13 protein-coding genes are annotated in these 14,958 nt (G+C 31.0%); 3 read left to right on the top strand and 10 right to left on the bottom strand.

Annotation, left to right across the window (positions count from 1 at the left end; translation table 11 throughout):
* Positions 1–63 precede the first annotated feature (63 nt).
* The 3 genes from M3P09_RS13170 to M3P09_RS13160 are packed head-to-tail and all read right to left on the bottom strand — an operon-like array spanning position 64 to position 3,508.
* The gene (locus M3P09_RS13170) at positions 64–1,443 is read right to left on the bottom strand and encodes a Gfo/Idh/MocA family protein (protein WP_249973491.1); all 1,380 of its coding nucleotides are present in this window, start codon (positions 1,441–1,443) and stop codon (positions 64–66) included.
* 41 nt (positions 1,444–1,484) lie between these two features.
* Entirely contained in the window at positions 1,485–2,255 is a 771-nt protein-coding gene (locus M3P09_RS13165; protein ID WP_249973490.1) for a ThuA domain-containing protein, read from the bottom strand.
* A complete protein-coding gene (locus M3P09_RS13160; RefSeq protein ID WP_249973489.1) occupies positions 2,252–3,508 on the bottom strand; it encodes a DUF6807 domain-containing protein in 1,257 nt (418 codons plus the stop codon). Before M3P09_RS13160 ends, M3P09_RS13165 begins: the two co-directional genes overlap by 4 nt.
* Before the next feature lie 341 nt (positions 3,509–3,849).
* Between M3P09_RS13160 and M3P09_RS13155 the strand changes: the two genes are divergently transcribed.
* Positions 3,850–4,866 carry a LacI family DNA-binding transcriptional regulator gene (locus M3P09_RS13155; protein ID WP_249973488.1) on the top strand — a complete coding sequence of 339 codons (1,017 nt, stop codon included), beginning with the start codon at positions 3,850–3,852 and terminating at the stop codon, positions 4,864–4,866.
* A gap of 8 nt (positions 4,867–4,874) precedes the next feature.
* Here the strand turns inward: M3P09_RS13155 and M3P09_RS13150 are convergent, their stop codons facing one another.
* The 5 genes from M3P09_RS13150 to M3P09_RS13130 form a co-directional block, all read right to left on the bottom strand.
* Positions 4,875–5,531, bottom strand: a complete 657-nt coding sequence (locus M3P09_RS13150; protein ID WP_249973487.1) for an alpha/beta hydrolase — start codon at positions 5,529–5,531, stop codon at positions 4,875–4,877.
* Positions 5,532–5,864 (bottom strand): hypothetical protein, encoded by a 333-nt coding sequence (locus M3P09_RS13145; RefSeq protein WP_249973486.1) that lies wholly within the window; start codon positions 5,862–5,864, stop codon positions 5,532–5,534. It lies immediately after the preceding gene.
* A 2-nt stretch (positions 5,865–5,866) separates the two neighbouring features.
* The gene (locus M3P09_RS13140; protein WP_249973485.1) at positions 5,867–7,123 is read right to left on the bottom strand and encodes a dihydroorotase; all 1,257 of its coding nucleotides are present in this window, start codon (positions 7,121–7,123) and stop codon (positions 5,867–5,869) included.
* Entirely contained in the window at positions 7,120–9,045 is a 1,926-nt protein-coding gene (locus tag M3P09_RS13135; RefSeq protein ID WP_249973484.1) for a vWA domain-containing protein, read from the bottom strand. Before M3P09_RS13135 ends, M3P09_RS13140 begins: the two co-directional genes overlap by 4 nt.
* Positions 9,046–9,108: 63 nt before the next feature.
* Positions 9,109–10,116 carry a glycosyltransferase family 2 protein gene (locus M3P09_RS13130; protein WP_099563209.1) on the bottom strand — a complete coding sequence of 336 codons (1,008 nt, stop codon included), beginning with the start codon at positions 10,114–10,116 and terminating at the stop codon, positions 9,109–9,111.
* 107 nt (positions 10,117–10,223) lie between these two features.
* On the opposite strand from M3P09_RS13130, the gene M3P09_RS13125 reads away from it, so the two are divergent.
* The gene (locus tag M3P09_RS13125) at positions 10,224–12,116 is read left to right on the top strand and encodes a M61 family metallopeptidase (RefSeq protein ID WP_099563208.1); all 1,893 of its coding nucleotides are present in this window, start codon (positions 10,224–10,226) and stop codon (positions 12,114–12,116) included.
* Between the two features lie 147 nt (positions 12,117–12,263).
* Here the strand turns inward: M3P09_RS13125 and M3P09_RS13120 are convergent, their stop codons facing one another.
* Positions 12,264–13,028, bottom strand: coding sequence for a TIGR02757 family protein (locus M3P09_RS13120; RefSeq protein ID WP_099563207.1), 765 nt, complete (start codon positions 13,026–13,028; stop codon positions 12,264–12,266).
* Between the two features lie 72 nt (positions 13,029–13,100).
* Here M3P09_RS13120 and M3P09_RS13115 point away from each other — a divergent pair, with 72 nt between their 5' ends.
* Positions 13,101–14,222, top strand: coding sequence for a Gfo/Idh/MocA family protein (locus tag M3P09_RS13115; RefSeq protein WP_249973483.1), 1,122 nt, complete (start codon positions 13,101–13,103; stop codon positions 14,220–14,222).
* Between the two features lie 27 nt (positions 14,223–14,249).
* Here the strand turns inward: M3P09_RS13115 and M3P09_RS13110 are convergent, their stop codons facing one another.
* Positions 14,250–14,909, bottom strand: coding sequence for an ABC transporter ATP-binding protein (locus M3P09_RS13110; RefSeq protein ID WP_249973482.1), 660 nt, complete (start codon positions 14,907–14,909; stop codon positions 14,250–14,252).
* Positions 14,910–14,958: the final 49 nt, after the last annotated feature.

The following is a 14,958-nucleotide window of genomic DNA, read 5'->3' as shown; positions in this document are numbered from 1 at the left end:
TGAAAATATATTTATTGAATTTAATTTATGAAAGCTATTACCGCTACAAAAAACAATTTTGGTCTATAGTCCCTTAATACTGTTTACTCCATAAGGAAAACGTTGTGAACGTTTAAGCATATTATTGGCTTCAGCATCATTAACAAATATTTCCTTTTCAGGATTCCAGTGTAATTTTCGACCTAATTTCATTGAAATATGAGTAATTAAGCAAATACTACAGGCTCTATGACCTTTTTCTACATCAGAAATAGGGTCTTTTCTACTTTCTATACTATTTAACCAATCGCCATGCTGCTCATCAATTTTTTTTAGATGAATTTCATTTGGACCAATTACAGACTTTAAAATACTTGGATTACTAGCATTCAATGCCTTTGAACTTTTATCCTTTGATACTGGATCAGAAGCTGATGCCGTATAACTACCTCTAGAAACAAAAATCCAGCCATCATCTCCAATATACTTTATACCATTGGTATAACCTCCACTAGTGTACATAGTAATACCATTTGCATATTCAGCTTTAGCCATAAAATCTCCGTGTACATTCCACAGACCCGATTTAGGAAATTCTGCAATTGATTCAACAGAAATAGGCCCTGTTAACTCAGTATCCATTCCCCATGCAGCAGAATCATAATGATGCTGTCCCCATCCTGTAATCATTCCAGACCCAAACTGCTCCTGTCTTAGCCAACCTGGTCTGCCGTAACCTTTTTGTGGATGCACTCCAATTTCTGTATAAGGAATTTCGGGAGTAGAGCCTAACCACATATCATAGTTTAAATTGGTTGGTATAGGCATTTTAGGAGCTACTGGTCCAGCTGGGTCACCAGGTAAACCAATTTTAACCGTATGGATTTTTCCAATTCTGCCATTTCTGACCAATTCAGCAGCAATTCTAAATTGCGGCATTGCTCTTTGTTGTGTTCCTACTTGAAGAATTGTTCCTTTCTTTTTTATAATATCTACTAATATTCTACCTTCTTCTAAGGTTAAAGATGTTGGCTTTTGAAGATATACATCTTTACCAGCTAACGCAGCTTCAATGGCAGGTTGCGAATGCCAATGATCTGGAGTACTAATAACAACTGCATCAATTTCTGGATTCATTAGTAGGTCTTTATAATCTTCATATACTTTGACGTCTACGGTTTTATCGCTCCCAGTTTTTTTAGCATAATATTTTTGTACTAATACCTTGGCATCTTTTGCTCTATTACTATCAACATCACAAACAGCTATCATTCTAGCATTGTCATATTGCATAACTCCAGGCATATCATGGTCTCTTGCAATTCTTCCACATCCAATTTGGCCAACATTAACTTTTCTATTAGCAATAGTTTGTCCAAATACATTTGAAGGTAATATTGTTGGTGCCAATAGTGTTGCTGCGCCGCCAGTTACTGTCTTCTTTATAAAATTTCTACGTTCCATGTGTTATTTATTTAAATTTTAAATGCCATATTTATATTAAATTATTTTTTATTAAGTACCCATAAAATGCCTCCTTTTAGATGCTTCCTAAATATAGGATCATCATACATTTCTGAATCATGACCTAATGCTGTATACCATTGACGACCACCTTCGAATTCGTGAGACCAACATATTGGAAAGTAGTTTCCAAAAATGTTATTAGGATATTCTGACTTCTTTTTGTCTTCAACAGTTGTCATATCTGCTGAAAGTAATACATTTATATCTGGATTTAAATTATTTGAATAGTAGCACTCGTCATTTACTGTCCATTTCTTGCCTAAAAACTCTGTTGATGGGTGACTGGGGTTTGTTACTATTACGTCAAACTCTTGGTGAGGAGCATGTCTCACAAACTTTCCACCAATTAGAGCCCAATACCACGGCCAACCTCTTTCTACTGCATTTGCAGAATGAATACCAATAAAACCACCACCATTTCTAATATATCTTTGAAAGGCCTGCTTTTGCTCTTCGGTATCAAAAACTTCGTTATTGGCATTTGAAAAGATAATAGCGTCAAATTGAGCTAAGGTCTCATCTGTAAACAGTGATGCATCTTCACTTGCAACGGTTTCTATTTTTTCGAGTTTACAAATTTCTTGCAAAGCTTTAATGCTGTTTGGGATATTTTCATGAACATATCCTTTTTTTCCATTTAATGACAATCCATTTTTTGTAAATATTAAGACTTTCTTTATTACTTCATTATTAGCGTGTATATTGGTTAGAGTAAATATGCAGAAAATGGATATGAGTATTTTTTTCATTTTTTTATTTTATTAGATATTATCGTTGTGTTTGGTGGGTTAGCAAATCCTTGCCAGTGTATTTCAGCTTGTTCAGCTGTAATTTCACCATCAAAAATAAGCAAGCGGTAATTTAAACTATATTGCTTTTTACTTTCTATTTTCCATTCTACATGACGAATTGGGCAAAATTCAAAAAACATATCACCTCTTCCATCATTAGCATCTACTGGCCAAACTCTCATAGGCTCTGGGAATTCCTTATTATCTGGAAACCCCATGAATAAGATACCACTTCGACCTTTTTTAGTTTTAGATTCACCTTCAATTATTACCCATTTGGCAGAACTTCCATCAGCAGACAAACGATCTTTACCTGCTGAGGTTAATACAGAAGCATTGTTTTTATGCCATTTTTCAGTAGCTCTAAACCCTATTCCACCACCATAGCGATAGGCATCAAGAAGAATACCTGAATCAAGAGGGCTTTTAATTTTTGTAGTGTAATCAACCAACCAAAATTTATTTTCAGATTCAATATTCCAAACTTTTACTTCCAATTCTTCATTTATTGCAGTTCTGTTTTTTTCTACAGCTTTAAAATCTAGATGCTCTTGTAATGCGATAAAACTACTATAAACATCTCCTTGAACTTCGTTTAAAAAAGATTTAAATAAAACAGTTCCTTGCTTCTTTCCTAAGTTCCAAAAATCAACTGATCTGCCATTAATGTTAGTTTTCGTCCATGGACCCCAAATTCCATAATGATGGTAATGGTCTGGTGCTTGGATTCTAGTTAATATTTCACCTTCTGGTGAAAAGACGGGATGTAAAAATCCAGACTTTTTATAAGCCTCATCTACGCCTTTTGGTGGATAAACCATTCCGAATTGATAATTTAAAATGGGCTGCTCTTTATACTTAAATTGAAAAGCACCTTTTTCTTTACTAATTTGAATTTGCTGATTTTCGATTTTCTCCTTGCTTTCTACTATTGCAAAATGCCTAACGGTTTCTTTGGGCGTTAATCCATCTAATATAAACCAAAGGTTGTTTGTATTTCTATCAAATTGAAAAGGAACCGGTTTTATAGTAGTACCAACTAATTCTACTAATTGTATTTTTTTATGATCAAACTCTAGTGATGGGAGTGGTGTGGAAACTGGGCAATCAGACCGATCATAGTTTCCAGAGTTTACTGAAAACCTAAGTAACTCTTCAGAACAATTAAAAAAGAGAAAAGGCAAAATAGAAAATAATAGTTTTAATCTCATTTGATTTAATTGCTGATAGTTTATTTAACAAAGTTGAAATTGATTTGTACATAATATCAATTCAATATTTGCCTTAATACGTTATTAAGATAACAAATATATATGATATGAATAATTTACGCAACCGATTGCATTAATTTAACGAAATAATATATTTATAAATATAATTTTTATTAAAAAGTGTAGCTTTTTGGTTGTTTTTTAATATGAATAGTTTAAAAATAAAGATTTTATACTTTATTTTTACTTATTATTGTTTTGATTTGTTGCACGGATTTTTTGTAAAAACTATAATTACTTAATAATATTACTATAAATTTGTTACGAAATTTTTATAAGGCGTGGAGAAAAAAATAACCATATATGATTTGGCTAAAGAACTAAATGTTTCACCAGGAACTATTAGTAGAAGTTTGAACAACCATCCTTCAATTAGTAAAAAAACTAAAGACAAGGTTGTTTTGAAGGCTAATGAATTGGGATATAAAGTAAATAAGTTTGCTGTTAATTTACGTACACAAAAATCTAATACAATAGGGGTAATTATACCAAAATTAGATTCATATTTTATGTCTACACTTTTGGCTGGTGTAGAAAAGGTCGCCAATGAAGCAGGTTATAATTTAATTATTAGCCAATCTTTAGAATCGATGGAAAAGGAAAAGCTAAATGCTAAAACACTTTATAATAGCGGGATTGATGCTATCTTGGTTTCCTTGGCTTTCAATACTGAAAACTACGATCATTTCACGCCATTTATTAAATCTAAAATACCATTAATTTTTATGGATCGGGTTCATGTATTACCAAATTGCCCGACCATTGTTATTGATAATGTTCAAGCTGGTTACGATGCTACCGACCATTTGATACAACAAGGATGTAAGAATATAATAGTCATTACTGGAAATCTAAAAAGAAATGTTTATGCCGATCGGGTTTTGGGTTATAAAAAAGCATTGAAAGCTAACAAATATAAGTTTAGTACTGATTGTATTTTTGAAACTACTATGGAACCAAAAAACACTAGTGATGTCCTTGGTTATATAAAGAATATGGATGAGCCTGTAGATGGTTTATTTATTTTGGCCGATTCATTTGCAGCTCATTGTATAAAGGAATTAAAAAAAGAAAATTATAATATCCCAGAAGACTTAAAAATTGTTGGTTTTAATAATGATCCAATATCTGTATTAGTTACACCAACATTGAGCACCATAGAGTATCCTGGTTATAATATGGGACTTTTGGCTGGTGAGAGTATTATTAATCAAATAAAAGGGAATATTAACTTACAAGAAACAAACGCTATAAGTTTACGTCACAAACTTATAGTAAGAGAATCTTCAAGGAATTAGATAGTTAATTAAATTCGTTTACTCAACCAATCTTTAAATTCGTAAAAATTTTGTGGAGCTACTCCATGACCAACAGGGAATTCCGAATAGGTGTTTTTAATATTTAATGAGTTTAAAAAAGGCGAGTTTTGTCTAGCCCAATCTACAGGAATAACTTGATCGACACTTCCATGAGAACTATAAAAATCTAAATTAGAAAAATCTTTTTGTTTTATATCTTGAGGAAGAATATCATGATTAATATAACCACTAAGTGCTATAATATTCTTTACTTTTTCTGGATAAGTTAATGCAACAGCATAACTTAAAATTGAACCTTGGCTAAACCCTAAAAGAGAAACATTGTTTTTGTTTACAGGGTAGTTGCTTACAGCTTCATTTATAAAAGTAGCGATTAAATCTAGCGATTCTTTGGCTTGCTCATTATCATTCCATTTACCTTTTTCTGCATCAAAATTAATTGCATACCAAGCATTACCGTAAGGGTGCATAGGGTTAGGTGCTTTTACAGAAATGATAAACAATTCTTCTGGCAGTTCGTTAGCAAATGAAAACAAATCATTTTCATCACTACCATAACCGTGCATCATAATTAATAATGGTGCATTTTCTGTTAAAGTAGATTTACGAATTATGTGTTGTAAAGAGAGTGAAGTATTTATCATTTATCTGCCTATATTACTAAACCATTTTTGAAATAACTCGCCCAATAGAGGTATGGTTTGAGCTTTGCCACTAATGGCTCCAATTAACCCATAGATAAAAAGTACACAAAAAAACAAGTAAAAACCGGAGCTTACACCCCAACTATCAAAAGAGGTAGCAACAAAACCAAGTAAATGAAACATGAGCCATAAGCCAATAGATTGTCTTATATGAAAACTGGTAAAAGGGTTTTTTTTATCGTTATTTAAAAAATATGCAATGATAATACCTATAATTGCTAAATAGCCAACAATGGCTAAGCTTTTGCCTTCTTCAATATCTTGTTTTGTCATAATTAAGAGTTTATAGAAACTTTATTATTCGAAATAATACCATAAACTTTTCCTTTTAAATTTTCGTTTTCAAAGATGGTATTTTTAGATTTCGAAATAATGTCGTTCTTAGTAAAAGTATATTTTGAATCTGGATTAAAAAGTGTAATATTTACCGTGTTTCCAATATTAATTGGAGTTTGGTCTAACCCAAAACGAGACTTTCCTTTGATTAAAATTTCAATTGTTTTTTTAGTTGTAAATATATTTTGTAAAGCTCCAAAAGCAGATTCGAGCCCAATAGTACCATAGTCTGCATGATCAAACTCCACTTTCTTTTGCTCAATATCTATTGGGTTGTGGTCACTAGTGACCATATCTATTGTGCCGTCTTTTATACCTTCAATTAAAGCATCAACATCTTGCTGTACCCGTAATGGAGGTAATACTTTAAAATATGTATTGAAATCTGTTAAAGTATCATCAGTAAAATACAAATTATGTATGGCAACGCTACAACTTACATCTAGCTTTTTCTTTTTAGCGTCTCTAATTAATTCAACCGACTTTGCAGTCGAAATAGTTGGAATATGTAATTTTCCTCCTGTATATTCTAGTAAAAATAAATCTCGAACTATCTGTAATTCTTCTGCTAAGGCAGGATTCCCTTTTAAGCCTAAAGAAGTACTTGTTATGTTTTCATTCATAACACCCTGACCAGAAATTTTATTTTCTTGAGGAAATGAGCAAACCAAGCCGCCAAAATTACTAGCATATTGCAACGCAATCTTCATTAAATTTGGGTTTGATACAGGCTTTTTATAATCGTAAAAAGCAACGGATCCAGCATTATTCATGTCAAATAGTTCTGCTAAATCTTCACCTTTGCTATTTACAGTAAGCGCACCAATTGGTAATAAAGACACTGCATTGTTGGCTGATTTTGAGTTTACAAATGTTATGTCAGAATTAGAATCTATTACAGGGTTTGTATTAGCATTCATAGCTATACCAGTAAAACCAGAACTAGCAGCAGTCTTAAGCCCGTTAGCAATAGTATCACGCTCTTCAAAACCAGGTTCTCCAAAACACACACTACTATCAAACCAACCTTGAGATATGTGTAGGTTGTCTAATTTTATTTCTCGATAATTTTTTGGATTTTTTAGGTTTTTTCCAACTTTTGAAATTACACCTTTTTCAATTAATAAATCTTGAGTTGTGTTGTGAAACTCACTTTTAGAATCTATGATTGTAGCAGACTTTATAAGTATGTTCATTTAAAATATTTTAAGATGAGCATTTCAATAATCAATAACGCTAGTGCAAAAATAACAAACCATTTCCATAAGGCATTAATTTTTGAGTCACTTTTTATAGTGTCAAAAATTTTAGTAACAGAATCACTTACTGAAATATCTTTTAAGTTTGAAAGATTATTGTAAACTAAACGGCTTTCATTTCTATTGTAATTGTAGCTAACGTTTGCAATATCAATGGTTCTGTTTTTTATTGAATAAGTACCAGATAATAACGGATTTTCTGAGGTGTTTATAATCACTTTGTTATTAAAATATTGTTGTTTAGGGATAATATTTATATAGTTATTTACTAATGATAAAATATCATCTTGTTGTAATTGAGTATCAACATCAAATCTGTTTTCTTCTCCAATAGTGTAATACAATTGTGGGATTTTAAAACTAGATTTAGCTATATTATAAAATGTTGGAACTATTAAAGGAGAATTTTTAAAGTTTGAATTATCACTATTTAAAGCTGTTGAAAATATAAAAGTGTTTTTATTTTGATACAAAAATGCTTTGTCATCTTCATAGCTCAAAACTGCTGAGGCACCACTTGAAGACACATTGTAAAAGCTATTTACTTTTGGATATTGAAAATTACTCACTTGTTTTTCAAATACATCTTTGCTATATAAAGGATGTGAGTAATTTATATTTGTAATTTGTTTTTTAGTTTCTATTAAATTGTTAAATGAGGTATTATAGTTTAAAAGTAAGGCATCATAAGATGATTTTGTAATGCCTGTTGAAGGAATAATAATTAGAGACCCACCTTGATTTGTAAAAGCTTTAATTGTAGAAATTAATGCGTTTGGAATAGAACTTAATTCATTTAATATAATGATGTGCTGATTATCTATAAGATTGTAGTTTAACTGATTTGTTGAAGTTGATGTGTAATTAAACTCAACAGTATTGTATATCCGTTTTAAAAATGAATCGTCATTTTCATTAATAGACAACACATTAATCTTTGATTCACTACTAATGCTAAAATACAGGCTATTATCAAACCTCAAGTTTATATCATCAATAACAATTTTTCCTTTAATGGAATTATAGGTAGGAAGTGTAAATATAGTAGAAGCTTTATCATTAAGCTCTACTGAAGTTTTAGCAATTAAATTATCATTATTGAATAATGACACTGGAACACTTTCAATTTTTTCTCCGTTTTTCTTTAATTGTACAGTAAGCTCAATATTTGTTGGCGATATATTAGAAATATAAGTGCTATCTATAGAAATGTTATTTGAATTTACTGGTTGTAACTTAACAAAATGTAGATTTACTAATGAATCATTTTTAATAGTTAAGTCACTTGTATTATATTGAAAATCAGAAACAAAAACTATGTTGTTTAAACTATTAGTTTTATTTTTTAACAATGTATTACTTTTTAATAATGCTGCTTCTATGGTTAAAGTATTTGCTGTATAATCTAGCTGTAACAAATCATTTTTTATAGCTTTAATGGTTGTGTTTTTATAAACAGCATCGTTTGTAAATAATGAGATGTTTTCGTTCTCTGGCACGTTGTTTATAATGTCTTGAACAGCACGTTTTAATAGCTCTCCTTTATTACCTTTAGCTTGCATACTAAAAGAGTTATCTAAGTAAATAACGGTTTCTTTTTTTATATTTATTGCATCAATTTTTGAAGTAAATGGTTGTGCAAAAGCAAATATAATAGAAGCTAATAGCAGCAACCTTGTACATAACACTAACCATTTTTTTATTTGAGAGTTTTTACGTGTTTTAAGTGTTGCTTCTTTTAAAAATGCCACATTGGTAAAAGCTACTTTTTTAAACTTTCTGAGTTGAAATAAATGAACAATAATAGGAATTAGCAGTAAAAATAGTGCGTAAAGAAGTTCTGGGTGTTTAAACTGCATAGCGTTTTTAGATTGTGCTAATATAGAAAATGCAAATGAATTTTTAAATATGCTTATAGCTAATTAACAAAAGAAAATATAATCATTAACAGGCTTCATTTGCAATTTATTCATATAAGCTTTAATCTCTTTTTGGGCACTTTTATTAGCTACTGTTATTATGCTTTGTGGGTTTTTAATGGTTGCTAAAAAACTAAAGGAATGTAGCATTTTTCCGTAAATATCACGTCCAATTTTGTTTGGGTTATCGCAAATCCATTCAAATGAGATATTTTCTTTAATCAGTTTTTTAGCAATAGTTTTTCCTTTGTTTCCTGCTCCCCATACCACAAGCTTTTTGTTTGTGTTGTAATCTAGCTCTAAAAAATAGTGGAGTTTTAAATCTATAAAATGATTTTCGGCATAATGTATATGTGTCCTTGAAGTTCGCGAACTATAATCGCGCCAGTCATGTATTACTTCATTACATGAGATACATTTGTAATTATATTTATAAAACCTGAAAGCTAAATCGTAATCTTCAGGGTAGGTGTTTGGATTAAAAGCATCACAAGCTATTAAATCTGTTCTGTGAATCATCCAACAAGGAGAAGGAATCACACACTCTTTATAAATCTCAGAATAATTTTTACCAGTTTTAGTTAAGCCATTCAGCCAAGTTTCATAACTTTTATAACCACTTTTTATACCTTCCTCGGAAAAATAATTAACCAAACCTATGGCAACATGTTTTTTTCCGTGAGCTAAAAGCTTATTTGCTAACACTTCTAACTTGTTAGGCCGCATTACATCATCACTATCCATTCTTGTAATAAACTCGCCTTTACTTTTTTTAAAAGCTAGTTTTAAGGCATCAATAATACCATTTCCAGAATTCTTTAAAAGGATGATTCTACTATCTTTTTTAGAAAATGATTGAACTATTTTGTTACTAGAATCACTAGAAGAATCGTCAACAATCAGTAATTCCCAATTGCTATAAGTTTGTTTCAAAATAGAATTTAGGCAATCTTCTAAAAACGCTTCTGTGTTTTTAAAAGGTGTTAATATACTTATTAGGGGTTTTTGCATGCGACGAATATACATAAATCCTCTTTTTTTAACAGAATCTTAAGAATGGACGTCGTAACATAATGGTATTTTCGGCGTCAATAAACAGAACATAGATTTATAAAGAGATGAAGAATAGAACACTAACTGCATTATTTGCAGGTATTTTATTAGCAAGTTGTGGTTCAACAAAAAATAATGTTAACGATTTAGCAACAAGCTTACCAATTGAAACAGCAATAGATTTAAATAATGTCGTAGACGATAAAGCACCAGTTACCATAAACCCAGGGCGTTTTACAGTTGAAACGGTAACATATCGACTACCAAAAGTTGTTCAAGGAACTTATTCAGTAAGTAATTTTGGAAGTTATGTTGATGATTTCAAAGCTTTTGATTATAAAGGAAACGAAATGGTAGCTACTAAAGTTGATGACAATTCTTGGACGATTGCTAATGCTACTGAACTTGATAAAATAACTTATTTAGTAAATGATACTTTTGATATTGAAGCTGAAGGAGGTATAGGCAAAGAAACTCCGTTTTCACCATCGGGAACTAATATTGAAGAAAATAATTATGTATTGAATTTACATGGTTTTATTGGATATTTTGATTCACTAAAAAATAATCAATACAAATTAGATGTCACAGCCAAAACTGATTTAGCGCGCACATCTGCATTACAAAATATCGGTTCTAAGCAAACTGAGGATGGTAAAAACACAATAACAAGTTATTTTGCCCCTAGATATTTTGACATTACAGATAATCCAATGATGTATGGAAATATGGATGTTGAAGAGTTTTTAGTAGGCGATATTAAAATAGTTTTGAGCGTATACTCACCAAACAAGGTGCATTCAGCTAAATCGTTAAAAGAAACGATTTATAATATGATGAAAGCTCAAAAGGCTTATTTAGGAGATGTTAATACAACACCACGTTACGACATTTATTTGTACTTATCTGATGGAAAAGAAACTTCTCCAAAAGGTTTTGGAGCTTTAGAGCATCATACATCAACTGTAGTTGTTATGCCAGAGTCAATGTCCAAAGAAGCTCTTGATGAAGGTATGATTGATGTTGTATCTCATGAGTTTTTTCATATTGTAACTCCACTAAGTGTGCACTCTGAAGATGTGCATTATTTTGATTATAACAACCCAACATTCTCTAAGCATTTATGGATGTATGAGGGCGTTACTGAATATTTTGCCTCTTTATTTCAAATTAGCGAAGGGTTAGTAGATGAGACCTCTTTTTATAATAAAATGATGGGTAAAATTCAAGCTGCCTCTCAAATGAACGACGCCATGAGTTTTACTATCATGAGCGAAAATGTTTTAAAAGCACCATATAAAGATCAATATATAAACGTTTATCAAAAAGGCGCTTTAATTGGGATGTGCATAGATATTTTAATGCGCGAAGAAAGTAATGGTAATCGAGGTATTTTATCTTTAATGAAAGAATTATCAAATAAATATGGAAAAAATAAACCGTTTGATGATGACAAAATTATAGACGAAATTGTAGCTATGACATATCCATCACTAAGAACCTTTTTTAACGATCATGTAATTGGTGATATACCAATAAACTATAATGAGTTTTTCGAAAAAGTAGGATTAAAAATTGGAGAGGGTAAAGTAGAGACCAATTATATATTAATGAATGGTGCACCAATAGTTAGTGGAGATGGACAAAAAGGGACTATATTTTTTACAGATATGGTATTGAAAAACAGTTTTTGGGCAGACAATGGTGCACAGCCTAACGACGTTATAAAAACTATTAACGGCACTGCATTAACATTGCAAAATGCCAATACTATTTTACAAGAGGTGTTTTCTTGGAAACCAGGAAAAGAGATAGAGGTTGTTTTAAATAGAGGAGAAGAAGAAGTTGTTATTAAAACAAAAACAACTAAAACGTATACAACTGGAAAAGGTATTTTACCAAATGAAAATGCTACCGATGAACAAAAAGCATTGCGAAAAGCATGGCTAAAAGGCTAATTGCTTTTAAATTGTAATATAATATTAACGATTGATGAACTATTAGTTTGTCAATCGTTTTTTTATGGCGTTACCCAAAAGGGTCGCGCTTTACACTATATCTTTTGCAAAAAAGCAAAAGGATGCCGTTTCAATCACTAACGCAAACTAAAAGCCTTCGAACACACCTAAACCAAATAGCGCAAAATCATATTTAACAGGGTCTTTTGCATCCAGCTTACGAAGTGCAGTATCTAACTCTAGTAGTGCTTTAGCATCATTTTGTTTTCTTTTTAAAAGCCCCAATTTTCTGGCAACATTTCCAGAATGTACATCTAAAGGACAAGATAATTGAGCAGGAGAGAGACTCTCCCAAATACCAAAATCAACACCAGTATTATCATTTCTAACCATCCAACGTAAAAACATATTAATGCGTTTAGCAGCTGAGTTTTTTAGAGGATCGCTCACATGCTTTTGAGTACGGTTTAAATGCTCAATTTCAAAAAAAACGAGTTTGAAATTTGAAATAGATTTTTGTAGTGAATTGGTTTCGGCGTGTTTATTGAACAAAGGCTCTAAACCAGAGTGATTTAAATAAATGTGCCTTAGGCACTTTATAAATTGAATACAATCATTGCCATTAAATGTGCGATGTACAAAAGATTGTAGTTTTGCTAAATCTGTTTCAGTATGGTTTAAAACAAAATCGTAGGGCGCATTATCAAGTAAACCCATTAACCTAGTTGCATTATTAATAATGCTTTTGCGATTCCCCCAAGCTATTGTTGCTGTTAAAAATCCAGCAATTTCAATATCTTCTTTTGTATTAAATTGATGAGGTATTTTAATAGGATCGCTTTCAATAAACCTAGGGTTATTGTATTGCACTACTTTAGTATCTAAAAACTCTTTAAGCTCTTTTTTATTCAATGTGAAAAATTTAATTCTTTAACTTAGCGAAATACGTTGTCAATTGTACATTCAATCAAATATAAACTTATAATGATTATTAAAACAAAAAGCTTATTAGTTAATTCTCTGTTTTTATTACTTCTTTTATGTTCTTCAAAAATTGTAGCTCAAAAAACTGCAATTAAAATTGGAATTGTAGGGTTATCGCATAGTCATGTTCACCAAATTTTAGGAAGAGAAAATATTGGAGATATTCAAATTATTGGTATTGTAGAGCCTAATAGAGATTTAGCTGAAAGGTATTCAAAAATGTATAATTATTCAATGGACATAGTTTATAATACTATTGAGGAAATGATTTCTGTTAAAAAACCAGATGCAGTTACAGCCTTTAATTCAATTTATGGACATTTAAAAGTAGTTGAGATATGTGCTCCGTTAGGAATTCATGTTATGGTAGAAAAACCGTTGGCAGTAAGTTTGAAACATGCTAAAAAAATGGAAAAACTTGCTAAAAAGTATAATATACATTTACTTACCAATTATGAAACTACCTGGTATCCGACAAACCACAAGGCTTATGAAGTTTTAAAATCTGGTAAAGTTGGTGAGCTAAGAAAAGTAATAGTTAGAGATGGGCATAAAGGACCAAAAAGAATAGGCGTAAATAGTGAATTTCTTGAATGGTTAATTGACCCAATTCAAAATGGAGGAGGTGCTATTATGGATTTTGGGTGTTATGGTGCTAACCTTGTAACTTGGTTGCATGATGGTAAAAAGCCAATATCTGTTACTGCTATAACCCAGCAGCAGCAGCCAGAAAATAACCCTGAAGTTGATGATGATGCGACTATAATTTTAACTTATAATAATTCAACTGCTATAATTCAAGCTTCATGGAATTGGCCAATAGGAAGAAAGGACATGGAAATTTATGGTGTTAACGGTGTTATTTATCAGGATAATGATAAAGATTTTCGAATTCGTATTTCGGAAGGATATAGTGGCTATGAAGAGGAATCATTCAAATTAGATTATAGGAAACCTCCTTTCAATGATCCTTTTTCGTTATTGGCTGCAGTTATTAATAAAGATGTAGTTTTGAAACCATTTAATTTATCTTCACTAGAAAATAATATGATTGTTATGGAAATTCTTGAAGCCGCTCGAAAAAGTGCTAAAACTCATAGAGCAGTTAAAATAAAAAGATAAGATATTTTTTTAATAATTTTTTTCTTATCAAACAATTTTTCCATCTACCATGGTTAATTTTCTATCGGCTAAATTTGCAAGTTCTTCGTTATGCGTAACAATTACAAACGTTTGCCCAAACTCTTCTCGAAGCTTAAAAAAGAGACTATGTAATGTTTCAGCAGATTCACTATCAAGATTACCAGAAGGCTCATCAGCAAAAATTAAATCAGGATTGTTTATTAAAGCTCTCGCAACGGCAACACGTTGTTGTTCACCACCAGAAAGTTCATTTGGCTTATGGTCGTAACGATGAGACAGTCCTAAAAAATCTAAAAGTTCCTTGGCGCGTTTTTCGGCATCAGATTTTTTAGTTCCCTTTATAAACGCTGGTAAGCATACGTTTTCTAAAGCTGTAAATTCTGGTAATAATTGATGAAACTGAAAAATAAAACCAATATGCTCGTTTCTAAACTTAGCTAAAGTTTTATCATTTAGTGTATTAATATTAGTGCTGTTTATTGTAATATTAAAATCTTCTTTTGAAGAGGCTCTATCTAAGGTTCCTAAAAGTTGCAATAGTGTTGTTTTTCCAGCACCAGAAGCACCAACTATAGATACAATCTCACCTTTTTTTACATGAATATTTACACCTTTTAAAACATGTAAATCGTTGAAGTATTTATGGACATTATTCGCTTTAATCATAAAAAATAATTAGACAATGAAAATACTACTTTATAGATTTATAGACAAT

The sequence above is a fragment of the Jejuia spongiicola genome (genome assembly GCF_023502325.1).
GTDB lineage: Bacteria > Bacteroidota > Bacteroidia > Flavobacteriales > Flavobacteriaceae > Wocania_A > Wocania_A spongiicola.
The sequence above is the reverse complement of the archived record's forward strand: the minus strand, read 5'-3'. Positions and strand labels throughout refer to the sequence as shown.

Excerpts from the sequence above, each read along its gene's own strand:
- M3P09_RS13170 (WP_249973491.1), bottom strand. The coding sequence starts at position 1,443 with ATGGAACGTAGAAATTTTATAAAGAAGACAGTAACTGGCGGCGCAGCA.
- M3P09_RS13165 (WP_249973490.1), bottom strand. The coding sequence starts at position 2,255 with ATGAAAAAAATACTCATATCCATTTTCTGCATATTTACTCTAACCAAT.
- M3P09_RS13160 (WP_249973489.1), bottom strand. The coding sequence starts at position 3,508 with ATGAGATTAAAACTATTATTTTCTATTTTGCCTTTTCTCTTTTTTAAT.
- M3P09_RS13150 (WP_249973487.1), bottom strand. The coding sequence starts at position 5,531 with ATGATAAATACTTCACTCTCTTTACAACACATAATTCGTAAATCTACT.
- M3P09_RS13145 (WP_249973486.1), bottom strand. The coding sequence starts at position 5,864 with ATGACAAAACAAGATATTGAAGAAGGCAAAAGCTTAGCCATTGTTGGC.
- M3P09_RS13140 (WP_249973485.1), bottom strand. The coding sequence starts at position 7,123 with ATGAACATACTTATAAAGTCTGCTACAATCATAGATTCTAAAAGTGAG.
- M3P09_RS13135 (WP_249973484.1), bottom strand. The coding sequence starts at position 9,045 with ATGCAGTTTAAACACCCAGAACTTCTTTACGCACTATTTTTACTGCTA.
- M3P09_RS13130 (WP_099563209.1), bottom strand. The coding sequence starts at position 10,116 with ATGCAAAAACCCCTAATAAGTATATTAACACCTTTTAAAAACACAGAA.
- M3P09_RS13125 (WP_099563208.1), top strand. The coding sequence starts at position 10,224 with ATGAAGAATAGAACACTAACTGCATTATTTGCAGGTATTTTATTAGCA.
- M3P09_RS13115 (WP_249973483.1), top strand. The coding sequence starts at position 13,101 with ATGATTATTAAAACAAAAAGCTTATTAGTTAATTCTCTGTTTTTATTA.
- M3P09_RS13110 (WP_249973482.1), bottom strand. The coding sequence starts at position 14,909 with ATGATTAAAGCGAATAATGTCCATAAATACTTCAACGATTTACATGTT.